This window comes from Blastopirellula sp. J2-11 (genome assembly GCF_024584705.1).
GTDB lineage: Bacteria > Planctomycetota > Planctomycetia > Pirellulales > Pirellulaceae > Blastopirellula.
Genome location: NZ_CP097384.1, coordinates 3241512 through 3265562, shown reverse-complemented (window position 1 = coordinate 3265562; position 24051 = coordinate 3241512). Strand labels below are relative to the sequence as shown.

Here is a 24051-nt window from a genome sequence, read left to right as displayed (position 1 = left end):
GTTATGATCGGCCGGCTTCTGCTGCGAAACCGAATCGCGACCCAACAAACGAGCCGCTCGATCTAAGCGACTGCTCGATAGGCGTCGACAAAGCGGGTCGCTTGCTCCTGAATCCAGTCCCAGTCTTGGGCCGCAATTCGTTGGGCGTTGAACAAGGGACTACCAATCCCAAAGGCGATCGCGCCGGCCCGATGAAAGCTCGCCAAGCTTTCGACGGTGACGCCTCCGGTTGGCATGAGTGAGATTTGCGGCAGCGGACCACGCAAGCTATGCAGATAGGCGGGCCCCAGCACGTCGGCCGGAAATACCTTGACGATTGCTGCGCCCAGCTTCCAGGCCTGAAACACTTCGCTGGGAGTCATCGCGCCGACAAAGGCCGGAACATCGGCGTCGCGGCAGACTTGGATCAAATCACCATCGACGATAGGAGTGACGATGAATGTCGCGCCGCATTGGATCGCCAGATGAGCATCTTCGATCGTACAGACGGTTCCGGCGCCTACGTTTACCCGATCCCCAAATTCATCGCGAAGCCGCTCGATCTGACTCGCCGCATCAGGCGAATTCAACGTTATTTCTACGGTGGTCAGTCCGCCTAATGCGGCAGATTGGACCGCTGCGTGCGAAGCGGCGAGGTCGAACCCGCGTAAGATTCCAACCAGCGGCAACTTTTGAAAACGTTCCCAGTCAAATAAGCCAGTCATACGGCGGTTGGTCGCTTACATGGAGGTCGGTTTGAAAGAAGCAGGGGAGGGGATCGCGCTGGGCCAGACAGGCGAATCCAGATCGTGATTACGTGTAGCCCGATTGATCCCCTCAAACAGCTTCCACTGTCCGAGTGCGGAAAGATGATCCACATCGCGCGGCGGGACGACCTTGACGACTCTTCCCAATCCCAGCACCTCCAACGCTTGTCGATAGAGCGGATGAAACGTGGCGCCGGCGCACAATACGATCGAACTATCGTCAGTGCGCAGACGGGCAAGCGCCGCAAGCTCATCGCCGATGATGATCCCACTTAACAGGGCGGCGCTCACGGCAGCTTCATCCCCATGCAGGAGTTGTTTTGCGCGGACTTGGAATATGGCGCTGGTTAGATCGCCGCGTCGCGCCTTCTCGACTCCAGCACAAAACGCCGCTTGTTCAGACGCTGATGGCTGGGATGCGATCGTTCGCTCTAGCGGCAGAGAATGTCGCAATGAGCTTTGCTCTTGCAGCAACTGATACAACTCGCCGGTCATGTAGGTACGGAAGTCATTGATCCTACCGTATTGAATGCACAGATGCTTCGAATGCGTGCCAGGCAACACGAGCCAGATTGGATGCGACGTCTGGAGCAGATCGGGAGTGAGTACTCCCAATCCGATCGCTTCCATCTCTTCGCCGCGCATGACGTCGCAATCGGCGCGAACGCCTGAGAATAGATAGAGCGGATGGCCCGAGATCGGCTCGAGTTTTCGCCATGGCAGGTCAGAACCATCGAGGCGAAAGGGGAGCATCGCATACGGAAGATCGCTCCAACCAATCGAGGAGCTCGCCATTCCGGAAATCAAGATCGGCGTCTGTTCAGCATCGATCGCGATCTGTGATGCGACCGCGTCGACATGACGGCTCAGGACTTTCGCGTAGTGGGCGCCGCGTTCGAGTTGCGAAGTGCTCTTCGCCAAGTTGGCGGCTCCTTCTGCAGACGCTCGTTCGAAAACGATCGCTCCCGTAGCAGCTTGCACGAGGCGCAAACGAAAGTGACTTGTCCCCCAATCGCAATTGAAAAAATATGGAGCCATCGAGACCGCGCGGTAAGAGAAGTCAACATCGCTAACTCAGTCGATAACGCTACCCAAGCGTTACCGACCGTCAGTCGAAATGCTCGAATGAATTACATGTATACAGGCGTAAAGTTTGGAGGTCAACCTTTTCCTTCGTTAGCAATCACCCCAAAGCTGGAATGGCTGTATTAATGACACATGTCGTCATTTAGAGCGGTTTTTACTTTATTCTAAGCCGAATTAGATCTACTGGAAAAAGGAGTTTTTTTAGAAATAGTGTTGACGAGACGGCCGCAGTACCTGTATACAGGTAGAGGCGACGGGTTGCCGCAGTCAGCCAAATGACGTGATAAACGACCTGTATTCGCCTCTTCAGCCCCCCTGACTTGACAAAAATTGCGTCGCTTTTTTGGGGGAAACAGCACTGTTTTCCAGTCAGCCACGAGTTTCCATTTTTTGAGCGCTTCTCATGCAAGGCGTCGTTAACACTTTTTCCAATCAGACGCTGCCGACAAAGATCAGTGGTTGGTCGCTTGTGGTCTTTTTATTGTTCGCCGTCGGCTGCAGCCAACCGGATGTAGGCTCTGATGTGCAAGGGAAGGTTACATTCGACGGCCAGCCGCTTGATGGCGGCGTCATTCTGTTTAATCCGTTGAACGCCGACTTGCCTCCGATTCGCGCCAACATTCAGCCGGATGGCGCTTACCAACTAAAGGCCGAGCCGGCCGAGTACAAAGTGATCGTCAAATGGTACGAGAAACAATCGGGTGATATCCAAGCCGAGGATCCTCGTTATCACGAGCCAAAGCTGTTGACCCCCAAAAAATACGCGAGTCTGCAAACGACCCCGTTGCAGTTCAAAGTGGCGAAAGAAAAAGAAGTGATCGACTTGGATCTGTAGTCGCTGCGTTGTTTTTATCTTCTCCTCGGTGTTTTTCTCCTCGTTTATCTGCTTAGGAGTTTCCCATGCGGAACAACTATCGCTCTCGAAAACAATACTATGGTTTTACGTTAGTGGAACTGTTGGTGGTGATCGCTATCATCGGAGTCTTGATCGCACTGCTGTTGCCGGCGGTGCAGCAAGCGCGCGAAGCGGCTCGACGGATGCAGTGTACGAACAATCTGAAGCAAATCGGACTCGGCGTTCATAACTTTCACGACACATTTGGCGTGATTCCGGCCAACACGTTTCCGCAACGCGTTTCGACTTCGCCGACCCCTGCGAGTGAATGGTTGTATAGTCGATTCAGCGGTTGGGTCGTGCTGTTGCCCTATATCGAGCAAGGAGCGCTGCACGATTCGTACAATCGCTATCAAGACTTTGAACACGCAGACAACAAGTCTGTCGAACAGAACACGCAGCCGATTTCCGCCTATTTTTGTCCTTCACTGCGGTCGGGCGAGAAGACCGATACTTCGTTTTCGTCCGCGCGGCAAGATCGTCATAAAGGGGACTACGCATTTGTCGGCGGCGGGGAATTGCCAGACGGGACGTATAGCCATGTACATGCCGACCTGAGCTCAACCAAGAGTAACGGGATGTTCGTCATGCCTCGCTACGAGTCGAGCGGCAAGTTATGGACCAAGCCGGGACAATTGACGTTCGCCTCCGTAACGGATGGACTAACCAACACCTTCGCCATCGGTGAAAAGCGAACGCAAGAATATCGCAATGCCTCCAACACGCTCATTGACGGCGTTAGTAAAACAACCAGTGACGGTCCGCAATATTTGTGGGGTCACTTTACCTCGCGAAACACGGCGTCTCCGATGAACCAACCGATCCTCGGGACTTGGGGGAACTACGACGCCAACTTCGCCAGTCAACATCCGGGCGGCTGCAACTTTCTCTTGGGAGACGGATCGGTCCGGTTTATCCCTGAGACGATCAACTTTGATCTTTATAATCAATTGGCGGCGCGCAACATCGGCAAGGTGAAAACCCTGCCATAGACCTGACCCTCCTGTATTTCGTCACCCTTCTTCGTGCACGCAACTTTCGTGTTCTCGAAGGGAGGGGGACCGACATCCTCGACGAGAATTCTCATGCAACGACAAACCCATTGTTTTCGAACCGTCTGTCTCTTGGCCTGTTGGGGGACGTTTTCTAATTGGGCGTTCGCCGAAGAGAGTAAGTCATCACCGGCGGCGATCGCGCCGACCGTCAATTTTGCGCCCGACTCCGAATACGACGATGCGGTCCGAATGTTTCAAGGGATTTCTGGTCTCGAGCGATCACCCGGCGGGCGACTCTGGGCGACCTGGTACGGCGGCGGAGTGACGGAAGATCGCCATAACTATATCTTGCTGGTTTCCAGTGATGACGAAGGAAAAACCTGGTCCGAGAACAAAGTGGTGATCGATCCTGATAAGGAGGGACCGGTTCGCGCTTTTGATCCTTGTCCGTGGGTCGATCCCTCTGGAAAACTCTGGCTCTTTTGGTGCCAGGCGACGCGCGGCGGCGGGGGAGATCCGTTCACCTTTGCAATGACGACGGAGAACCCCGATGACGCACAGCCAAAATGGTCAACGCCGCAGCTGATCCACAGCGGCGTCATGATGTGCAAACCGACCGCGCTGGCCAACGGCGATTGGCTATTGCCGACCGCAATTTGGAGTCGCGACCACAGTTGTCGCGTTGTCGCGTCGACCGACCAAGGGAAAACATGGTCTCTACGCGGAACAGCCAACGTGCCGGAGGCGAAAGATCGCAATTGCGATGAACCGATGATCGTCCAGCGGAAGAATGGAGAACTCTGGCAGTTGGTTCGCACAAGCTACGGCATCGGCGAAAGTAGTTCAACCGATGGGGGAAAAACCTGGACGCCGGTCACCCCTTGGAACATCCAACACACGGCCTCTCGCTTTTTCATCCGCCGTCTGCACTCAGGCAACCTGTTGTTGGTCAAGCATGGACCGTTGCACGAAAAGACAGGCCGCTCGCATTTGACCGCCTATCTCTCGAAAGACGACGGACAATCATGGGAGGGGGGCTTGCTGCTCGATGAGCGATCCGGCGTATCCTACCCTGATGGCGCCGAGTCAAAAGATGGGGTCGTCTATCTAACCTACGACTATGATCGCCGCGGTCAAAAGTATATTTACATGACGACTTTTACCGAAGCGGACGTGCTGGCGAAGAAGCCGGTCAGCGACGACGTGCGGATGCGCGTGGTGATCAATCAGGCGACAGGTCTGAATGTGAAAAAAGCCGCGAAAGCGAAACCGGTGAAAATTGAATTCGCGTCCAACGACGATGGAGCGCCGCTCAGCACCGCATCGGCTGCGGAGATCCGTCCTCAAGTTGGCGAAGTTCAACCGCTAAAGCTGGGCGCCCAACTCTTCACCGATCGCAACTACACGTTGCACGAACTGCCGAAGACGCTCGCGGGAAAGAGGTTTGTGCAATCGTCGATCGACAAAGGATCGGTCAAGTGCACCGCCGCCGGCGTCGTGTTGGTGGTCACGCCTACTGAAGGACGCAATGGTGATAGTCTTTCAACCGACCTGCTGAAGCAAGGGTTCACCAAGGTGAAGCTGCCGGAGTTTCTGCTCTTTTCTGAGACGAATGCGCCCGGCAATGTTTGCACGACCTATCAAAAAAATCTGAAAGAGGGAGAGACGCTGGAACTGGGTAAATGGGGAGTCATCTTGTTTTGATGCGGCGCCTGTTTTTTTGAAAGTTCGCCAGCGATGATTGTCCCCGATCCGATGCGCCCTGCTCCCGTGACTACCGAAACGCCACCACCGAAACGCTCGCTGCTGACGCGCTTCTGGAGCGTCGTACTTGCTGTCGGCCCAGGCATTTTTTGCATCGGCTATACGGTTGGCACCGGCAGCGTCACCACGATGTGCAAAGCAGGCTCGATGCTAGGACTCGACCTGCTCTGGCTGCTGCTCCTATGCTGCTTTTTTATGGGCGTCTTGATGGAGGCGTTCGGTCGTTATGCGGTCGTGACGGGCGAAACGGCCATCCACAGCTTTCGCACGCATCTCCAAGGAGGTCCGTTGATCGCCGTTCTGGTGGTCGCGGGGGTGGTGATGGCCCAATATGGCGCGATCATGGGGATCTTGGGGCTTTGCTCCTCGATGATTAGTGATGTGGTGCATCAGCGTTTCCCCGACATCGCGTTGTCGGACTATTGGACGCGCGTACTGATTGCGATGGGAATTGTCAGTGCGCTCTACGCGCTTGTGTGGGTGGGCACCTACTCCTTCTTTGAGAAGGTGCTAGTCTTCTTTGTCACGCTGATGGGGATCACGTTTCTAGGTTCGATGTTGATTGTGCTGCCGGCGCCTGAAGACTTTATCGCCGGGTTGATGTTTCACTTGCCCACCGAAAAGGGTGCGTTTGTGTTGGTGCCGGCGATCGTCGGCACCACGATGGCCGCGGCGACGTTTGTGGTCCGCCCTTTGTTGGTCAAAGCGAAAGGGTGGGACATTCATCATTTGCGCGATCAATCGCGTGACAGCATCACCGCCGCGGTCTTGATGTTTATCGTCAGTCTGGCGGTGATGGCCAGTGCGACCGGCGCTTTGCATCAGCAGGGGCAGGTCGTCGAACAAGTCATGGATATGGTGAAGTCGCTTGAACCGGCCGCCGGAAAACTGGCGATGATTTTATTTTTCGCGGGAACGCTTAGTGCCGGGCTCTCCTCCTTGTTTCCCATCATCATGGTTGCGCCGCTGCTGATCGCCGACTATCGTAACGGCAAGTTGGAAACGACCACTCCGATGTTTCGCATCTTATCGGCGGTCGCGTGTCTGATTGGCCTGACGGTTCCGTTGTTAGGATTCAATCCGGTCCAAGCGCAGATCGTCAGTCAAATCGGCGGAGTCTTTGTCCTGCCGCTCTGCATCGGCGCAATGATCGTGTTGGTGAATCGCAAGGATCTGATGCGAGAGCATCGCGCCGGTTATTTGCTGAACGCCGGCCTGGCCGCGGCATTTCTCTTCTCTCTACTGATCACCTACACCGGTTGCGTCACGATTATGGGCCAATTTCAGGCGCTCTTGAATTGAGCTGACGACTTCCTTTTTCTGTATACCAAATAATCAGTAGTGGGTTTCCGATTTTATTTTTCTTTTCACAAGCGAGCACCGAGCGTAGAAAACATACTCGCCTGACGCAGGATAAACCCTGATAATTTAAGGGCGTCACATTCAATACAACCGCTGAAAAACAAGGAAATTCTCTTGACTTTGCAAGTTAATAGTCTGTATACAGAGTAATGGTCTGGTATTCAGGTACAGAGCAATGGCTGCGCCTTTCTCGTTTTTGCGGTGAAGAAGAGGCCCGCACGCACCGAGTCCTTCACTCACGTTTGTCGTACGACCGCGACAGGCGGACAACGCAAACAGCAGGATACCGGTACGCATCGATTAAGAGAATGGAAAGGTGTTCCCAGGATATCCCCGCGCGATTGTATCGCGTGACGATAAACTGGAGCGTCGATCGAAATTTGGCTAACCGTGCCGATAGAAATCCTGTTACGATTCCGTAACGGTCTTTTGCAATGTTCCAATCTGCTGCTTTTACGGCATAATTCGCATGTCCTCCGTTTCGCTCAGTGCCGTCGCCTACCAGCGCATCTTGCAATGCATGTTGGATCATTCGTTGTCGGGTGATCGTCGGATTTCGGAATCGGAACTTGCCCGAAAGCTCGGGATTAGCCGAACGCCGATTCGAGAAGCGATTTGCCGACTAGAGAGTGAAGGTTTTCTGTATCAGGTCGTGGGCAGCGGCACTTATATCGCCCGACCCGATCGCAAGAGACTGCTGGACGCGTTCGATGTGCGCGAGGCGCTAGAGTGCCAAGCCGTTGTCAGAGCGACAAAACGGATGAGCGTCAAAGAGCGTACCGAGCTGAAACTGCAATGCGACAATATGCATGCGGCCATTTCGGCGCTGCGTGACTCGGGCGAGAAGGTGATGACCGGCGACGCGCTGAAGCAGTTTCTCGTCTCCGATCTCAAGTTCCACTTACTGCTGTTGCGAGCGGCGAATAACCAATTCGCTATGAAGATTGTTACCGACAGCCGTATTCGCGACTATGTGTTCGGCGATTCGACGCACGAACGCACGCTACGGCACTTGGCCTGGGTTTGGCTATTGCATGCGCGCGTTTCGCGTGAAGTTCAGCGAAAAAACGCACGTAAGGCGCAATACTGGATGCGAAAACATATCCGTCAAAGTCGCAATGACGCTCTGGTTGCGCTGCAAAAGAGTCGAACGACGGAAACCCCACGTCAGCCAGCGCCGCCGGAGTTGACCAATCTACTGCAATCGGTTTGTGAAGAACTAGCGGTGATCGGCACGCCGGCTTCGGAGTCCCTTGAATAGCTGGGACGTTCTCTGCAACTGCAAACGCTAGGCCGCTACGCAATCTCTATTCTACCACCGTGTTCCACGCTGCGCCCTATAATAGCGACAACCGCCAAGTTCGGCGCTACAGTGCAGGAAACGAATCTTTCGCCAACCCCCAGAGGAATGTATGGAAATCCGACTCGATGGAAAACGGGCCCTCGTGACCGGCGGAAGCTCTGGGATTGGGGCTGCGATCGCCGTAGAGCTTGGCGCCGCTGGGGCCAAAGTGGTGGTCAACTATCGCTCGCACCCTGATGCTGCGGCCGACATTGTGCGTCAAATCACCGAGGCGGGCGGCCAGGCCATCGCGGTTCAAGCTGACGTCTCGGATCCGTCGGCGGTGGAGAAGATGTTTGAAGAGCTGGATCGCTCTTACGGTGGAATCGACATCCTGATCAACAACGCCGGCATCGACGGCAAGCGGGTGATGAGCTGGGAGATCGATTCCGACGATTGGCGGAAGGTGATTGAAGTCAACATGCTGGGCTCTTTCTATTGCGCTCAGCAAGCGTTGAAACGAATGATACCGGCTAGCAACGGAGTGGTGATTAGCGTCAGTTCGGTCCATGAAGAGATCGCTTGGTCTGGTTATAGCGCATACACCGCGAGCAAGTCGGGCGTCGCGATGATGACGAAGACGTTGGCGCAGGAAGCGGCTCCGTACGGAGTTCGCGTCTTGGCGATTGCGCCTGGCGCGATCAAGACCCAAATCAACAAGCCGGTCTGGAGCGACCCTGAGCAACGGAAAGACTTGCTGACGAAGATTCCGCTCAATCGGATCGGTGAGCCGCAGGAAATTGCCAAGATGACCGTGGTTTTGGCGTCCGACGTCGCATCCTATATAACCGGTCGCACCATCTTTATTGACGGCGGCATGACCGATTATCCCAGCTTCGCCGAAGGAGGATAAGCGGCGAGCGTTTGTTGCGTACTTGCTTCCGGTTTGTTGGTCAAATTCTTCCGCTTGGATTATCCCCTATGAACGATCGCATCGCACCTGGCGCACCTGGCATTGAACCCCGTTGGACGTCGAGCGCCAAAGATGGAATCGGCACGGCGTACCATACCAGCAGTCGCGTCTGGTTCACGCTAAGCCATGGGATCATCAACGAGATTTACTATCCGCATGTTGATTCGCCCAACACGCGCGACTTGCAGTTGTTGATCACCGATGGCGAGACGTTTTTTCATGAAGAAAAGCGAGACCTAACGCATCGTATTGAGCGTCCCGAGCCTCACGCGTTGCTCTATCGACTAACGAACACGGCGCCGGACGAGCGCTATCGCATCGTCAAAGAAGTGATTAGCGAGCCGCATTCCAACGTAGTGTTGATGAACGTCAAGGTCGAAGTACTTGACTCGTCGTTGGCCGACAAACTGAAAATCTACGTGCTGCTCGCGCCGCATCTTAACGATACCGGAGAGCACAATTCGGCCGAATGTTTGCATCTGGGGGGCAAACGCTTGTTGCACGCTCATCGCGACTTTGCGCATCTGGTGTTGGGCTGCGATACCGATTTCACACGAACTTCAGTCGGTTTTGTCGGCGTCAGCGATGGGTGGCGCGATCTGGCCGACAACTTCCAAATGGATTGGGAATACCAACGTGCCGAAGATGGCAATATTGCGGTGATGGGAGAAATCGATCTCTCTAAAGGGCTTCAGTTTAACGTCGGAGTCGGCATGGGATATACCTGCAAGAACGCGGCGACGCAGCTCGTGCAGGCCTTCGTCTATCCATTCGAGGTGCAGCGGAAAAGGTACATCGAGCAATGGAAGCGGACAATCTACGACAACCCGATGCCGTTAAAAGACCCGGAGACCGCCAATCTGGTGCGTCTCAGCCAATGCATTTTGATGGCCCACGAAGACAAAATGTTCGCTGGCGCGACAGTTGCGTCGATGAGTATTCCTTGGGGCGAAACCAAAGACGATAGCGATTCTGGCGGCTATCACCTGGTTTGGGCGCGCGACATGGTGCAAACCACGACGGCTCTGCTTGCCTGCGGCGAAAAAGAATCGCCGCTACGTGCGCTAACTTGGTTGTCATGCGTGCAGGGGGAGGATGGCGGGATGCCTCAAAACAGCAAAATTGACGGAACCGCCTATTGGAAAGGGGTGCAGTTAGACGAAATCGCGGCGCCCGTGATTCTCGCTTGGCGTTTACAGCAGGTCGACGCTTTGGAAAAGTTTGATCCCACGATCATGGTTCGCCGCGCCGTCCGCTATCTTATTTTGCATGGACCGGTAACCGCGCAGGAGCGCTGGGAAGAGAACGAAGGTTATTCACCGTCGACACTGGCCGCAGTGATTTCCGCCATTATCTGCGCTGCCGACTTCGCCGATCTGCGGGAAGATCCAGAGATCGCTCAGTTCTTGCGCGACTATAGCGACTGGGCTGCGGCGTCGTTGGAGACATGGACCGTTACCGATCGCGGTGAGCTGGTGCCGGGGAAGCCGCGTCATTATGTCCGAATTACACCCGCCAGTCCGCAGCCGGGCTGCATTTCGCCCGATCCGAATACGGCGATCATTCAAGTCGCCAACGGCGGCGGACAGCATCCCGCGCGCAATGTGGTGGACGGAGGCTTTTTGCAACTTGTGCGAATGGGTATTCGCGCGGCTGATGATCCGATCATCACTGACACGGTTGAAGTGATCGACGCCGTTCTAAAACGGGATTTGCCGCAAGGACCTTGCTGGCGACGATACAACCATGACGGCTACGGCCAACATCTCGACGGACGCGCTTTCGATGGTACCGGAGAAGGTCGCTGTTGGCCTTTGCTATCAGGAGAACGAGGCCACTACGAACTGGCGGCCGGTCGTGATCCTTCACTCTATATCAAAGCAATCGAAGGTTTTGCGAATGCCGGGGGAATGTTGACGGAGCAAGTGTGGGACACGGATGACCTGCCGGAGAGAGAAATGTTCTTCGGCGAGCCTTCTGGATCAGCGATGCCGTTGTGTTGGGCGCATGCTGAATATATATCGCTGGTTCGCAGTCGTAGCGAAGGCGCCGTGTTCGATCGGATTGAGTCGGTCTATCAGCGCTATGCGGTCAACAAGACGCAGAATCGCGTTGAAATTTGGACGCTCGCCCATCAACCGGCCGAGATCTTGGCTGGTAAGCCGTTGCGAGTGATCGTCGATACGGCGGCCGTCATCCACTGGAGCACCGACAAGTGGAAGACGCGACACGATCTGGAAGCGCACGAAAACTCATTAGGCTTGTATGCGGCGGACTTGCCGATCGAGCAACTTCCGTCAGGGGGCGTCGTCGTCTTTACGATCCACTGGATTGAGGAAGATCGCTGGGAAGAACACGATTTTACCGTGCAAATCCAATGAGACCGGTGAGACGCAAAGATCGCAGCGGCCTCGGTTGAGGATCGGAGCCTACGCGTCGACCTTGAGCCCCAGCGCGAGCAGCGCATGTTTCGTTTCTTTGCAAGATCGATGACGAATGCCTTGGATGCCTAAGCTGCGAGCGATGTCGACAAACATCGAGCGGTCATCGATATAGGCGATCTGATTGGGCTTCGCTTGAGCGACGTCCATCGCCTGGCGGTACATTTCGACATCCGGCTTACGCAAATGGACGAAGCAGGAAGACATAAAGCAGTCGAACAACTGGCCAAGCTTGAACTCCTTGATTCGATGCTCGGTCAATTCGCGTCCTTCATTGCTGACGGCGATGACATGCAAGTGATTCAACTTTTTGACTTCCAGCATAAACTCCAGCATGTCAGGAAGTTTCTGGGACTGAGCGAAAACGAAGTCTTGGAAATCCTTACGCGAAAAAGGGCGCTCCTCAAAGAAGATCACGCGATCCAGATAGTCGTCTAAACTCAGTCTACCGACTTCATATTTGTCAAAAGTAAACTGGTGTCGCTCGTCGATTTGCGCATAGTCCAGGTCGAATTTTTCTGCAGCTAACATCCGAGATTTGCGATCCCACCCATTGGTCAGTAACACGCCGCCGATATCCACAAATAACGTGGTGATCTGCTGCGCATCGTCGCTGGTGCGGCGGATTACCCGCGACTTCTCGACGTCGCCTACGCGTACCGAGGAAGTCCCAATCGATTGATCCCACAAGCGAAATCCGCCGAGAAAAGCGTTGCTGTTGGCGCCAAGCGTGGTGTTGTCCGGCAGATCATCCACCAGGCGACCATTTCCTCCGCCGAGAATTACATACTCGGCTTCCAGCGCCGCCGAGAGTCGTTGGACCACATCCAAGACCGCCGTTCGCCACTTTTTTTTGCCGAGCCGCTCGAGCCCGCGAACGCCGAGATAGTCTTCGAACGTTTTGCTGTTTTTGTAGGGGAGATGCGCAAGCTCCATCGGCTGCAGAATGCCGTCCACGATCATCGCCGAGCCCAGCCCTGTTCCCAATCCTAAGAAGAGCATTCGCCCGCCGTGATAATCGCCCATCGCTTGCATCGCAGCGTCGTTGGTCAGCTTCGTCGGCTTGCCGAACGCTTTTTCGAAATCGAAACCGACCCACCCGTCACCCAGGTTGTGGGGCTCTTGCTGAATCTTTCCCCGCACGACCGGCGTGGGAACCCCGATCGAGACGACGTCAAACTCCAAGTCGGTGGTCAACTCTTGGATGCCAGCGACCATCTGCTCAGGCGTCAGATTCGGTCCCGAGTCGAACGATCGTTTCTTTTCAAGCTCGGTCGTGAGCAATTTGACATGGGTTCCGCCGACGTCGATGGTCAAGATTATCATGCTGTCCCTTCACTGCGTATCTCGATAAAGCTTCCAGATTCTAACGAAATAAGAGCGTGAAACGCCATCGGTAAACGCCTGGCGAAAAAAAAGAGGGGGCCCGTTGTGACGGTTTACGCCAATAACCAAAAACCCGCAGCGATACCGAGCGAAAATGCAATCATGTGCGCGATATCAGCCGGCAAGCTGCTCGCTGACGCTCCCCACAATAGGAGGTTAACGACTACGCGAAGCAGCAAAAATAGAGCAACCAGAGAGATTATCGCCGCAGGCCAATGGTTGAGCAGGAGTATGGCGCCGAAGCATCCGTAGTAACCCGCCGAGGGCCCGACATCTTGCGTTATGTGGAGGATGTCTCCCAACGGAAGTCGCAAGTAACGCAGCGGCGGCACGATCAAAAATGATTCGCAGCAAAGCGTCAGCAAGTGAACGCCCAAAAATAGGGATGCGGCTCGTAGACTGCCCAATTTCGATTCCAAACTTCCCAGAAATAAACCGGTGGCGATCAGCGAAACGTAGAAACGCCAACCCCCGACCGTGAAAAACAGGGAGGTGAAGATTCGCCGCCACTGCAGCGCTGGCAGATGCCGAGGCGCGTATCCCCAATCGTTCAGATCACTCGGCGCGATCTCCGCTCGATGCGTATTGGTCCAGATCGCGGCCACGATGAGCGCGACAAGAACGGCCAGGGTAAACGGAATCTGGATCGTCAATGCGTCCATCGCAGCGGATCTTGCTGATAGTAGGACCGAAGCGACAAAAATAGATCGTGGTCCGCGGCGGCCAGGTGTTTGGGAGCCTGGAAAAAGGCTTCCGATAAAACGGCGAAGAACTCCGCCTCATTGGTCGCACCGTAGCAATCGACCAACGGCCGATGCCCCGATTGGCAATCTTGAACTTGCCGCTGATAGGCGCGCCGGAAGTGCTGGATCCAGTTCTGCGCTTGTTCCTCAGAATCCATCGGCGGGATGCCGTCGGCAGAACTGCCGTTCAGCATGTCCAACTGATGCGCGAACTCGTGAATCACGAGGTTGCGCGCATGGTTGGGACTTTGGGCCCCTTCCAGCACATCGGGCAAGGACAACACGACGGGGCCTCGATACCAGGCTTCGCCCAGTCGATCCGACTGGGATTCAATAACCAAGCCGCCGGCGGATGCAACCTGCGAAGTCGCTCGGTAGGCCGACGGATAAATCAAGACTGACAGGACGTTGTTAAAATATTCTTCCCCCAGTCCCAGCGTCATCAGCCCTACCTGCGCCGCGATCGCCACCTTGTGCAGGTCATCCACCTGGACCCCGTTGCAGCCTTCCCAATTCTTTTCGGCGACCAAAATCGCGATCGAATGCTGCAATTTTTCTTGTTCGGCCTGGGTCAGAGCAGGGTACTGCCACAAGTGATCTTCGACAAACGTGCGCCAAGCCGGCGGAAACGGTTGGCTTTTGATACGGTCGCGCGACCGTTGTTTGAACCAGGAAAAAAACATCCGCCGAGCCCGAGCTGAAGATTGAAAAAGGAGAAAGGAGCGATCCTATGATCCCTATCCGGTCTCGGTCCGTAAAGCAGGGCTTTTTGTAAAATGGCGCCCAGCCTAGAACGGGGGCGACAGAGAGTTGGAGTTTCTAATGCCTGCTATTACTGCGCCCCGTGCATCCTGCGGGTAAGCGCCGGCGTGACCAGGAAAAGAAAGATCGCGCAAATTGCAGCGGCGGACGCAAGCCAAGTAAACAGCGTACCGTACGCGACCAAGGTTTCTTCGATGGGGATCGCCGCAAGATTGCTTCCTTTTTGCGGCAACGCCATCCATGAGGCGAACATCGCGGCCAAATAGTTGGCGCCGGAGATCGCCAGCATGGAAGTCCCCATCATCATGCCGACGATCTTGGGGAGAGAAAGCGAAGTGATCGTGGAGTAACTGACCGAAACAATGATCAGATCGGCGACGCCAAAGCAGATATAAGCGACGACCAGCCAAATCATGTTGATCGAACCATGATCGCTAAATGCGCCGGTCGCCCAGGCCAAAACTCCAAAACCGGCCGCCATAAAGACCATCGTAAACGCGTACTTGGACGGCGTCGGAGGATTCCGGTTGATCCGCGATAGCGCCGGCCAGAGCCAAGCGAACAGCGGCGCCAGCAGGACGATCGTCGCCGGCACGATGCTTTGCAGCTGCGACGCTTGGATTTCGCCTCCCCAAAAATGTCGATCAACATTGCGATCGGCGAACAGGTTGAGCGAACCGCCTGCCTGTTCAAACAACGTCGCGAAGAACGTGAGCGCCAGTTGGAACGCGAGTAAAACCAGCATTCGGTCTCGTTCGATTCGATTGCAATAGAAGAACGAGACGACCAGCACATACGTCACTACGATCAGTGAAAATCCGCCCAGCAGATAGCCGACGATCATCGTTTTCTGGACAAACAGCCAGAACATGCCGACCGCCGCCAGCGCGCAAATGCCGATGACATGCAACGTATTTAACGGCCCCAAGACTCGCTTTTTCAGATTGGCATGAGGAGGAGGTTCGGCGACTCCCCGCAGAAATCGTTGCCCTCCTAAAAAGACCAGCAGTCCGACCAGCATGCCGACGCCGGCCGTTCCAAATCCATACGCCCAGCCAAAGGTTTCGCCAAGATAACCGCACACGCCAGCCGAAAGCGCGGCGCCCAGCATGATTCCCATTTGAAACAACGTGTACGCCGACGATCGCCGTGGATCGTCAGCCGGGTAAAGTTGGCTGACGATCGTCGCGATATTCGGTTTCAAAAAGCCGATGCCGACAATCAATAGCGCCAGGGACAGATAGAAGACTTGCAGCGCCGCTTCGTCGCGCACGACAGACGTGACTCCGTCCGGAGAAACAATCGTATGGGCCGCAGCGCCTTCAAACGCCATCCCAAAATGGCCTATGCACATCAGAATTGCGCCAAAGATCACCGAGAGCCGCTGTCCCAGATATCGATCGGCCAACATGCCGCCGATCACCGGCGTCGCATAACCAAGCGCGACGTACGATCCGTACAATCCCAACGCGACTTCATCCGAAAAGAGGAAGTGCTTGGTCAGGTAGAAGACCAGCAAGGCGCGCATGCCGTAGAAGCTGAACCGCTCCCACATTTCGGTCAAAAACAGGACGTAGAGACCAATCGGATGTCCCCACAGCTGCGGCGATTGCGGGGGATCGAGATTACCAGGCGATTCGTGGATCAGGAGAGCCTCTTTCTCGACGTTGGTGGGATTCATCGCAGTATTGGCTCTAGAGAAGTTTCGCGGGGCGAGTTGTCGCTCAACAAGGACCGATTCGCGTTACCGGGTCGTCGCGCGATATTGATTTTTGCCGCTTTGGAATAGATCAGACTGCCAGCCGGCGCCGATGCCTGCTTGCTGCGGAATCGGGATATGACCTTTTTCGATCTTCACTTCCGTATCGATCAACTTGGGATAGAGCATTCGCACATGGGCGCGCACGCTCTCTTGCCAGGCGACGTTGTTGGAAGCGGCGGCGACCTGCACGCCGGAGAGGAGCGTCAACGGTCCGGTGCAATCATGCATCACAACCGGCAGATTGTAGAACTGCGCCAAGCGGGTGATGTTCCGCGTTTGCGAGATTCCGCCGACCCACGTCGGATCGATCATCACATAGTCGGCCGCACGCTTTTCCAAAACCAGGCGAAAGTCATCCGGCCCGCTGAACATCTCACTGACTGCCAAGGGGATTCCGGCCTTCTCGCGGAAATCGGCCAACGTATCGATCGCATCCACCCGCAGCAGATCCTCGGCCCACAGCAGATCAAATTCGCGCAGCTGCTGGGCGATCCTGATCGCCATCGGCAGCTGGAAAAATCCATGTCCGTCGAGGATCAGCTCGATCTTGCCTCCCAGTTCTTCGCGAATCTTACGGAAAGGTTCAACGCCGGTTTTCACATCTTCTAGCGAGACGTGCAAAGGACCATTGGTTTTGTGCGCCGCAAAGTCAAATGACCAAGTCTTCAGCGCGTCGTAACCTTCGCTCAGCAGCTCTTGGGCAAGTGCGACCGGCTCGTGCATGATCGCCCAATAATCGTTGAGCGGGCCCTGATTGCCCATCGGCCCATGACCGGGCCAAATATGACCCGAAGAGTCGGCGGTCTTGCCGCCATACGAAGGTCCGCCGCAGCTGTTATAAGTTCGAATCGATTCTTGAACGCAACCGCCCAGTAGTTGCCAGATCGGCAAATTGGTCGCTTTGCCGAAGATGTCCCAGAGAGCGAGATCGATCGCGGAAATGGCCCGCAATTCGGCGCCGCGCGAACCAAAGTTTGTCGTGCGCTCATAGAGAAACCGCCAATGTTTTTCGATCTCCAGCGGATTTTTGCCGAGCAGATAATGATGCATCCAATCATGAATCAGACTGGCGACCGATTCGGGAGCGTAATAGGTCTCTCCGCATCCGACCAGTCCATCGCTGGTATGAATCCGCAACAGCAAAAGCCCCGGCATGATTTGCTCGGGAATCGCCGTTTCGATCTTTACGATCTCCATGTATTTTCCATTTCGACAAGCGACGCTTGAGTGAGTACGTCTCTATCGCGCTGCGTTGAGACGTTGGGTTTAGGCGATAATATTTTTCACGACGTGGCCATGCACGTCAGTCAGGCGAAAATTTCGTCCCGAGTATTCGTAGGTAAGCTTTTGATGGTCGATCCCCATCAAGTGCAAGATCGTCGCATGCAGATCGTGAACGTGAACTTTGTCATGAACCGCACGGAAACCGAATTCATCGGTGGCCCCATGCCGAATGCCCCCTTTGACGCCGCCGCCGGCCATCCACATGGAGAAGCCGAATGGGTTGTGATCGCGACCGCTTCCCCCTTCGGAAGTCGGCGTGCGTCCGAACTCTCCTCCCCAAACCACCAGCGTTTCGTCCAACAGGCCGCGGTTTTTTAGATCGGTCAACAGCTGCGCAATCGGCCGATCAATGTCACCGCACAGTTTAGCGTTCTTTTCCAGGTGATCCGTATGCGTATCCCACGGTTGCCCATTGCCATAGTAGACCTGCACCATGCGGACCCCATGTTCCGTCAGGCGACGAGCCAGTAGGCAAGATTCGGCGAATTTGCCGGGGCCATACGCTTCGCGAGTCGACTCCGTCTCGCGCGAGATGTCGAAGGCCTGCATCGCTTCAAATTGCATGCGATAGGCCAACTCCATGGTGGTAATGCGCGACTCTAGATCCATCTCACGCGTACGGCTGACCAGATGCTGGCGATTGATCGCCGAGATAAGCTCCAACTGTTCTTTTTGCGCTGCGGCCGAGAGCTCGGAATTGCGCAAATGAGGGATCATCGCCTCAGGCGTCGCTTGCTTGGTGTCGATATAAGTTCCTTGAAACTCACCCGGCAAAAACGCGTTGCCCCAAAGCTTCGGTCCCACGACCGGCAGTCCAGGACAAAGCGCCAGATAGCCAGGCAAGTCGTTGTTTTCGGTCCCTAGACCATAGGTCAACCACGACCCCATGCTAGGACGCGTCGGCGTCAGCGTTCCCAAGTTCATCATGCAGAGGGCCGGCGCATGATTGGGGAAATCGGTATGCATCGAATTGATGATCGCCATCTCATCGGCATGTTTCGACAACTCGGGGAGCAGTTGCGAGAACAACAGCCCTGACTCTCCCGCCGGCGCAAACTTGACGTTGGAAGCTAAGATCCCGCCCGTTTTTCGCTCGGTCCGAATGTTGGTCCCTTCAGGCCGCTGCCCATCATATTTTTGGAGATGCGGTTTCGGATCGAAGGTGTCAATCTGCGAAGGTCCGCCGCTCATCGACAGAAAAATGACCCGTTTCGCCTTCGCAGGGAATTGCGGAATCGCGGTTGACCGATTTTTGCTTCCGGCGGTCGCCTGTTGTGCGCAGAGCCCGGCAAGCCCCAACATGCCAATACCGCCGCCAACCTGTTGCAACATCGAACGTCGCGAAAGGAGAGACGTGTTGGTCATTGGAAATTTGTTCATGAGACGCTCCGGCAGTGCGGGGTAAATTGGTGAACCTTAAGCGACAGCAACATCAAGCCGAAATGCTCAGTCAACAAACAGCAATTCATTGCTGCAAAGCAACGCATGGCAATACAACACCCAGTGATTGGCCTGGCCATAGCCGACGGGCGATTTTCCCTCGTACTTCCCATGCCGTTGATGCGCGGTCGCATCGCGAACGGTCGCCGCTAGACTGCTTGACTCATACAAGGGCCAATGGGCGGCCGGTGACATATCGAGAACGGACTTCGAGTAATCCAGGTAATTCGGCTCGTCACTGCTGGCAGTCGACTCTTGATGGAGACGCCCAATTTCGGCAGCGGTTAAAACGCGATCAAAGATCGTCATCGCGGCGATCTGCCCATGGAAATTAGCGAATCGATCCGAACGTCCCCCGAGATAGAGTTCGCCCAGTTTGGTATCGAACGACGCCGGAGCGCTTCCCATGAACTCAGGCTCGGTCTCGCCGTTTAAATAACCGCGCACCTGGTCACCGTCTCGCACCAGCGTAACGTGATACCACTGATTCGGCGTCAATACGGTTCGCCCGACAAAGTGTCGCTTGTCGCGATTGCCGGTGAAGAAGACCAACTTGCCGGCGGAATTTGCGGGACTCGTGCCGGCGATTCCCAAATGATCGCCGTCGGCCGAAACGGATGCGGACTCGCCGCGCGAAAAGAAGTAACCGGTGATCGGACGATCTGTTACCGGCAACTCATTGCGAATCCAGAAATCAACCGCATAGGCCGAACCGAGATTTGGCACATCCGCTCGAACTCGAGAGCCAGCGAAGCGGGGTGGAGCATAAGGAGGCGTGGACCGATCGTCGGTAGGCGATTGTGAGTGGTCAAGATACTGCTTCGCGACCGCGACTTCCTCCGCCGTTGGATTACGGCCAAACAGAGTTTGATGAATCGACTCAATTCGCGTGTCAAGATCGCCACCGCTCGTTAGCTGAGCCAAACGAACCGCTTGCCGCTTGGCGAACGGCGAGTTCATCATGAATAGCTGCTGCAACGCGGTCATGGTTTCGACACGTCGTTCGGCATGGATGGTAGGATCCGGAAAGTCGTACATCTGCAGATACTGACTAAGCGATTTACGCGAAATCTTGGCGTAGATCGCCCGACGGCGAAACTGCGGATTGTCGATGTCGCCAGAGACTCCTCCCATGGTTAGATCGAGTCCGCCCCCGGCCGCCAGGACCGAATCATGGTACGACTCAGCGTCCAATCGCAGTCGAGGGAAACGACTCAGCAGACGGTTCGCGGGATCGATCGCGTCCGCTTTTTGCGAAGCCGGCGAATTCGATGCTTGGCGATACGTGGCCGAAAGCATGATTTCCCGATGCAGCCGCTTGAGCGACCACCCCTGATCCATAAAGCGAACCGCCAGATCATCTAACAATTGCGGATGACTGGGCGCCGAACCGGTCGCTCCAAAATTACTAGGAGTGTCGACCAACCCCTCGCCGAAATGCCACATCCAGATGCGATTGACAATGACGCGCGCCGTGAGGGGATTGCTACGCGCGACGATCGCGTCGGCCAGTTCTAATCGTCCGCTACCGTTCTCAAACGGCTGCGGCTCGCTCGGCGAAAGCACTTCGACAAAGCGACGTCGCACGGTCTCACCAGGCGTCGAAATATTTCCCCGGATAAAGAGAGGCAAGTCGCGCGGTTGATTCGGATGAAAGACGATTTGTTGATGCGTTTCATTCAGCGGTTCGATCCGCACTTGTTCTTCGGTCACCACGTCGGCGACCGGAATCACAAAGCCCGGAGTCGCCGACTTGATCTGAGCGATCTTCTCCAACTTCTCCTTAACTTGCGCTGCAAGGGTGCTGACTTCGGTTTGGATCTCCGTCTTTCGGTTCGGCGTGGCCTCGGTCTTTTCTTTCGCCAGTTCTTTCTGGTTCGCTTTGATCGTGGCGATTTCCGCTTCGATCGCGGCGACTTCGTCCCGGGCTGGTTGAGATTCGGCGATTTCTTCGTCTGAAATCAGCGGCCGCGTCGTTTGTCGCACCGAAGCGAATACGCCGGCCAATGCGTAGTAGTCCTTCGCGGCGATCGGATCGTATTTGTGGTCGTGACAGCGCGCACATGCGACCGTTAATCCCAACAGCCCGCGACTAACGACGTCAACCCGGTCTTCCCATTCGTCGGCGTAGACGCCTTCGAGCGATATTTGAGCCAACATCAACTCTTTATGATTTTGCGGAGAGAGACCGATCAGTCCCAGCGCCGGCAGATCGTCACGTCCCGTCTGGTCCAAAAAATCGGTCGCCAATTGACGACGTAAGAACTGGTCATACGGCACGTCCTGGTTGATCGCCGCAACCACCCAATCACGATAGCGATAAGCATTGGGGTAGGGGCCGTTATGCGGTCCCATGTTGACGTTGTCTTCCGCATACCGCGCGACGTCTAGCCAATGCCGCGCCCAACGCTCGCCGTAATGGGGCGAGTCGAGCAACTTGTCGATTAGCTTTTCGTACGCGTGCGGATCGGGATCGGCGACAAACTGTTCAATTTCGGCATAGGTTGGCGGCAAACCGATCAGATCAAAATAGGCTCGACGAATCAAAGTGCGACGATCGGCCAGCGGCGAAGGAGTGAGCTCCGCCGCTTCGATCTTCGCCAACACAAAATAATCGAGTTTGCTTTGCGGCCAAGCGGCGTCTTTGACCTCTGGCGCTGGATAGGCGTGCGGAGGTTGAAACGACCAAAAGTCGCGGCGCGAATCGATATCAAACGTTTTGCGGACTACCTGCGGCGCGTCATCCGTGCGCGGATCAGGCGCTCCCATTTTGATCCACTTTTCAAAGTCGGCGATCACTTCGGCCGGCAGTTTCCCTTTTGGCGGCATTTGATAGCCGAGCGGATCGTAGTGCAGCGTTTCGATCAGCAAGCTTTCTTCCGGCTTGCCAGGAACGATCGACTCGCCGGAATCTCCCCCGAGATGGAGCGCTTCCTTGGAATCAAGCTGCAATCCGCCTTGCAAGGGACTTGATTCGGCCGAATGACATTCGTAGCAATGCTTGACCAGCATCGGCCGAATTTTTTGCTCGAAGAATCTTATCCCAGCGGCCTGATCGTCATCGGCGAAAAGACTGCCAGCGAACAGCGGACTCATTAGCAGCGTTAACAAACAGAGCGTCCTGCGCATTGGAGTTCGCATGCTTGCTCTTCTCGTAGAAAGTGGTTCTGGCGGGAGACTAGCGTCGGGGATGGCGTGATGTCTCATGATTTCATTCGCATTTGCGGCATGTCCCGTCACTGGGCGTGACGAACCTGCCGAATGTCTCTGAACAGGACGCGCGGATCGTGTCGTACGTTACGAGCCCTTCAAGTCGAAATTCAATTCCGTCATCTCGGGAAAGGTGATATCCGCTGACAACTCCGTTTCGGTATTGAATTGCTTGGGAATAAACGGCTCTCTGGCCGGAATTTTTTCACCCGATGCGCCGAGCGCATATTTGCCCGGAACTTCACGCATTGCCGTAATCTCAACCGTTTTCTTACCCGGTTGAATTTTGACATCAAACTCGCCGCCGTTGATCGAGGCGGCGACATTACGTTTGCCGCTCTCCGTTGTGCGAAAGACGATCAACCCATCCTTAATCGGTTCTCCATTCCATGACGCTTGGCCATGCAGAATGAAATAACCTTCGGAATCCAATTGTTTGCCGCAACCAGTCAGAGCCATGGTCGCCGCAACCGCGATTCCAAAAACTGTTAAGTAAAATTTCATCGCTCCACTCACAACGAAAAGATGTAATCAAGGGAAGAAGATAATCTGCAGATGTCGTGAAGCGGCCTTTGTCGCAGTGTGCCCAAAGGCCGCTAGATCGGTATGGGTGGACTACCACTCGCCAATGACGTTGGAATCGGCCTTGTTTCCCAGATTTTGAAAGAGCGGAGTATCAATCGTTTCGGGGGCAAATCGAACCGAAGCGTCAGCCAACACGACTTGAACGCCGCCAGGATGATAGCTGCGGGTAAAGTTGTATTGCTGCCCTCGTGACGTATTCGCCTGACAAGGAGCCTGCAAGACGGTCGTCGATTTACAGGAGTTGACCTGATCCGGCAACGTCGTATTCGGGGGTTCAGCGGTTGTAAATCCAGAAGCTCCCCAGGAACCTCCACCCCAATACTGGCCGAGATCGCCGTGAGCATTCACGTCGTCCATCGGACGTGCGATGCCTTCACCGGCCATGATCGTATGGGACGTTCCATCGGTCACGTCGCGCAGATTCGTTTTTGAATTGAGAAAGAACATCCCCTGTCCAGTAGTGGACGTTGTAATTCCGGTCGTATTCGAGCCGCTCATGCAAACTCCATACGTTCCTTGGAATCCTTCTGCTAGTTTGGCGCCTGCGCCGCCGAATTCGGGATTCGATGGACACACAAGTGACGATATCTTGGTATTCATCATCGATGCTGGAGAAACGTTATTGACGAATTGAGTATGGTCGGACTCATACAAGTCATAGAGCCCGTTCTGTTCAAGCATCGGTAGGATGCGATGGAACCAGGTGTCCCGCGCATGCGACTGGCCGCCAGAAACGCCGGTCGGCCCCGGCGGGTTATCCAACGTGCGATAGGCGTACGGAAACTTCAGATGCGTATCGTGATAGTTGTGCATCGCTAGTCCGAGCTGCTTCAAGTTATTGGAGCAACTGATCCGCCGAGCCGCTTCGCGGGCTTGTTGCACCGCCGGAAGCAATAAAGCGATTAGGACGCCGATGATCGCGATAACAACTAGTAGCTCGACAAGCGTAAAGCCTGAACGATGCCGCCTGGTGGGAGTTGAAACGAAGAAAATTGCCATAGGTATCTCCAACGGAAAAAATCGATAAGCGTTAGGACGTCAGTAATTCAGTGAAAGGCCTTGCCGATTTCGGGGATTCTGAAATGGATCAGGTTCGATGAAAATCATAAAAGCCCGCTTCAGGAGCGCCATTCCGCATTGCGGAACACTGTATTCATTTATGTGACACGCTGATTCTAGGGGCGCAAATAAGTTGTGTCAACGAAAATTGTGAAGATCAACGGCAGGAATGAGCCCCCAAGTCAGGCTCCGGCATTTACCACGATTCCCGATAGTAAAGTTGCGGACTGGAATATGCAGAAGGAATGCTCTTATCATGCACTAAGGGCGTTCAGC

General features: G+C 55.1%; 18 protein-coding genes. 7 read left to right on the top strand and 11 right to left on the bottom strand.

Annotated features, from left to right (window positions below; translation table 11 throughout):
* Nucleotides 1-62: 62 nt before the first annotated feature.
* Entirely contained in the window at nucleotides 63-704 is a 642-nt protein-coding gene (locus M4951_RS13065) for a bifunctional 4-hydroxy-2-oxoglutarate aldolase/2-dehydro-3-deoxy-phosphogluconate aldolase (RefSeq protein WP_262022095.1), read from the bottom strand.
* A 15-nt stretch (nucleotides 705-719) separates the two neighbouring features.
* Nucleotides 720-1784, bottom strand: coding sequence for a 2-dehydro-3-deoxygalactonokinase (locus M4951_RS13060; RefSeq protein ID WP_262022094.1), 1065 nt, complete (start codon nucleotides 1782-1784; stop codon nucleotides 720-722).
* Nucleotides 1785-2235: 451 nt separating this feature from the next.
* On the opposite strand from M4951_RS13060, the gene M4951_RS13055 reads away from it, so the two are divergent.
* The 7 genes from M4951_RS13055 (at nucleotide 2236) to M4951_RS13025 (ending at nucleotide 11484) form a co-directional block, all read left to right on the top strand.
* Nucleotides 2236-2667, top strand: a complete 432-nt coding sequence (locus tag M4951_RS13055) for a hypothetical protein (RefSeq protein WP_262022093.1) — start codon at nucleotides 2236-2238, stop codon at nucleotides 2665-2667.
* Between the two features lie 65 nt (nucleotides 2668-2732).
* Entirely contained in the window at nucleotides 2733-3719 is a 987-nt protein-coding gene (locus M4951_RS13050; protein ID WP_262022092.1) for a DUF1559 domain-containing protein, read from the top strand.
* A gap of 93 nt (nucleotides 3720-3812) precedes the next feature.
* A complete protein-coding gene (locus M4951_RS13045) occupies nucleotides 3813-5426 on the top strand; it encodes a sialidase family protein (protein ID WP_262022091.1) in 1614 nt (537 codons plus the stop codon).
* A gap of 33 nt (nucleotides 5427-5459) precedes the next feature.
* On the top strand, nucleotides 5460-6788 hold the full coding sequence (locus M4951_RS13040; protein ID WP_262022090.1) for an NRAMP family divalent metal transporter: 1329 nt from the start codon (nucleotides 5460-5462) through the stop codon (nucleotides 6786-6788).
* A gap of 529 nt (nucleotides 6789-7317) precedes the next feature.
* Nucleotides 7318-8109: a GntR family transcriptional regulator gene (locus tag M4951_RS13035; protein WP_262022089.1), complete on the top strand. Its 792-nt coding sequence runs from the start codon at nucleotides 7318-7320 to the stop codon at nucleotides 8107-8109.
* A 151-nt stretch (nucleotides 8110-8260) separates the two neighbouring features.
* The gene (locus M4951_RS13030) at nucleotides 8261-9043 is read left to right on the top strand and encodes an SDR family oxidoreductase (protein ID WP_262022088.1); all 783 of its coding nucleotides are present in this window, start codon (nucleotides 8261-8263) and stop codon (nucleotides 9041-9043) included.
* Between the two features lie 68 nt (nucleotides 9044-9111).
* Entirely contained in the window at nucleotides 9112-11484 is a 2373-nt protein-coding gene (locus M4951_RS13025) for a glycoside hydrolase family 15 protein (protein ID WP_262022087.1), read from the top strand.
* A gap of 48 nt (nucleotides 11485-11532) precedes the next feature.
* On the opposite strand, the gene M4951_RS13020 is transcribed toward M4951_RS13025, so the two are convergent.
* The 9 genes from M4951_RS13020 to M4951_RS12980 all read right to left on the bottom strand — a co-directional run bounded on the left by M4951_RS13020 (nucleotide 11533) and on the right by M4951_RS12980 (nucleotide 23715).
* Complete coding sequence (locus M4951_RS13020; RefSeq protein ID WP_262022086.1) at nucleotides 11533-12870, bottom strand: ROK family protein; 1338 nt, start codon at nucleotides 12868-12870, stop codon at nucleotides 11533-11535.
* Nucleotides 12871-12983: 113 nt separating this feature from the next.
* Nucleotides 12984-13592 carry a rhomboid family intramembrane serine protease gene (locus M4951_RS13015; RefSeq protein ID WP_262022085.1) on the bottom strand — a complete coding sequence of 203 codons (609 nt, stop codon included), beginning with the start codon at nucleotides 13590-13592 and terminating at the stop codon, nucleotides 12984-12986.
* Nucleotides 13580-14356, bottom strand: coding sequence for a zinc-dependent peptidase (locus tag M4951_RS13010; protein ID WP_262022084.1), 777 nt, complete (start codon nucleotides 14354-14356; stop codon nucleotides 13580-13582). The genes M4951_RS13015 and M4951_RS13010 overlap by 13 nt, the downstream gene beginning before the upstream one ends.
* Before the next feature lie 149 nt (nucleotides 14357-14505).
* Nucleotides 14506-16116, bottom strand: coding sequence for a peptide MFS transporter (locus M4951_RS13005; RefSeq protein WP_262022083.1), 1611 nt, complete (start codon nucleotides 16114-16116; stop codon nucleotides 14506-14508).
* Between the two features lie 63 nt (nucleotides 16117-16179).
* A complete protein-coding gene (locus tag M4951_RS13000; protein WP_262022082.1) occupies nucleotides 16180-17394 on the bottom strand; it encodes a mandelate racemase/muconate lactonizing enzyme family protein in 1215 nt (404 codons plus the stop codon).
* A gap of 69 nt (nucleotides 17395-17463) precedes the next feature.
* A complete protein-coding gene (locus M4951_RS12995) occupies nucleotides 17464-18861 on the bottom strand; it encodes a DUF1501 domain-containing protein (protein ID WP_262022081.1) in 1398 nt (465 codons plus the stop codon).
* 66 nt (nucleotides 18862-18927) lie between these two features.
* Nucleotides 18928-22062, bottom strand: a complete 3135-nt coding sequence (locus M4951_RS12990; RefSeq protein WP_262022080.1) for a DUF1553 domain-containing protein — start codon at nucleotides 22060-22062, stop codon at nucleotides 18928-18930.
* A 156-nt stretch (nucleotides 22063-22218) separates the two neighbouring features.
* Nucleotides 22219-22635, bottom strand: coding sequence for a hypothetical protein (locus tag M4951_RS12985; protein ID WP_262022079.1), 417 nt, complete (start codon nucleotides 22633-22635; stop codon nucleotides 22219-22221).
* A 111-nt stretch (nucleotides 22636-22746) separates the two neighbouring features.
* Complete coding sequence (locus tag M4951_RS12980; RefSeq protein WP_262022078.1) at nucleotides 22747-23715, bottom strand: DUF1559 domain-containing protein; 969 nt, start codon at nucleotides 23713-23715, stop codon at nucleotides 22747-22749.
* Nucleotides 23716-24051 lie beyond the last annotated feature (336 nt).

Bases quoted from the DNA above. Each gene is read 5' to 3' on its own strand.
- M4951_RS13065 (WP_262022095.1), bottom strand. From the start codon at position 704: ATGACTGGCTTATTTGACTGGGAACGTTTTCAAAAGTTGCCGCTGGTT.
- M4951_RS13060 (WP_262022094.1), bottom strand. From the start codon at position 1,784: ATGGCTCCATATTTTTTCAATTGCGATTGGGGGACAAGTCACTTTCGT.
- M4951_RS13055 (WP_262022093.1), top strand. From the start codon at position 2,236: ATGCAAGGCGTCGTTAACACTTTTTCCAATCAGACGCTGCCGACAAAG.
- M4951_RS13050 (WP_262022092.1), top strand. From the start codon at position 2,733: ATGCGGAACAACTATCGCTCTCGAAAACAATACTATGGTTTTACGTTA.
- M4951_RS13045 (WP_262022091.1), top strand. From the start codon at position 3,813: ATGCAACGACAAACCCATTGTTTTCGAACCGTCTGTCTCTTGGCCTGT.
- M4951_RS13040 (WP_262022090.1), top strand. From the start codon at position 5,460: ATGATTGTCCCCGATCCGATGCGCCCTGCTCCCGTGACTACCGAAACG.
- M4951_RS13035 (WP_262022089.1), top strand. From the start codon at position 7,318: ATGTCCTCCGTTTCGCTCAGTGCCGTCGCCTACCAGCGCATCTTGCAA.
- M4951_RS13030 (WP_262022088.1), top strand. From the start codon at position 8,261: ATGGAAATCCGACTCGATGGAAAACGGGCCCTCGTGACCGGCGGAAGC.
- M4951_RS13025 (WP_262022087.1), top strand. From the start codon at position 9,112: ATGAACGATCGCATCGCACCTGGCGCACCTGGCATTGAACCCCGTTGG.
- M4951_RS13020 (WP_262022086.1), bottom strand. From the start codon at position 12,870: ATGATAATCTTGACCATCGACGTCGGCGGAACCCATGTCAAATTGCTC.
- M4951_RS13015 (WP_262022085.1), bottom strand. From the start codon at position 13,592: ATGGACGCATTGACGATCCAGATTCCGTTTACCCTGGCCGTTCTTGTC.
- M4951_RS13010 (WP_262022084.1), bottom strand. From the start codon at position 14,356: ATGTTTTTTTCCTGGTTCAAACAACGGTCGCGCGACCGTATCAAAAGC.
- M4951_RS13005 (WP_262022083.1), bottom strand. From the start codon at position 16,116: ATGAATCCCACCAACGTCGAGAAAGAGGCTCTCCTGATCCACGAATCG.
- M4951_RS13000 (WP_262022082.1), bottom strand. From the start codon at position 17,394: ATGGAGATCGTAAAGATCGAAACGGCGATTCCCGAGCAAATCATGCCG.
- M4951_RS12995 (WP_262022081.1), bottom strand. From the start codon at position 18,861: ATGAACAAATTTCCAATGACCAACACGTCTCTCCTTTCGCGACGTTCG.
- M4951_RS12990 (WP_262022080.1), bottom strand. From the start codon at position 22,062: ATGCGAACTCCAATGCGCAGGACGCTCTGTTTGTTAACGCTGCTAATG.
- M4951_RS12985 (WP_262022079.1), bottom strand. From the start codon at position 22,635: ATGAAATTTTACTTAACAGTTTTTGGAATCGCGGTTGCGGCGACCATG.
- M4951_RS12980 (WP_262022078.1), bottom strand. From the start codon at position 23,715: ATGGCAATTTTCTTCGTTTCAACTCCCACCAGGCGGCATCGTTCAGGC.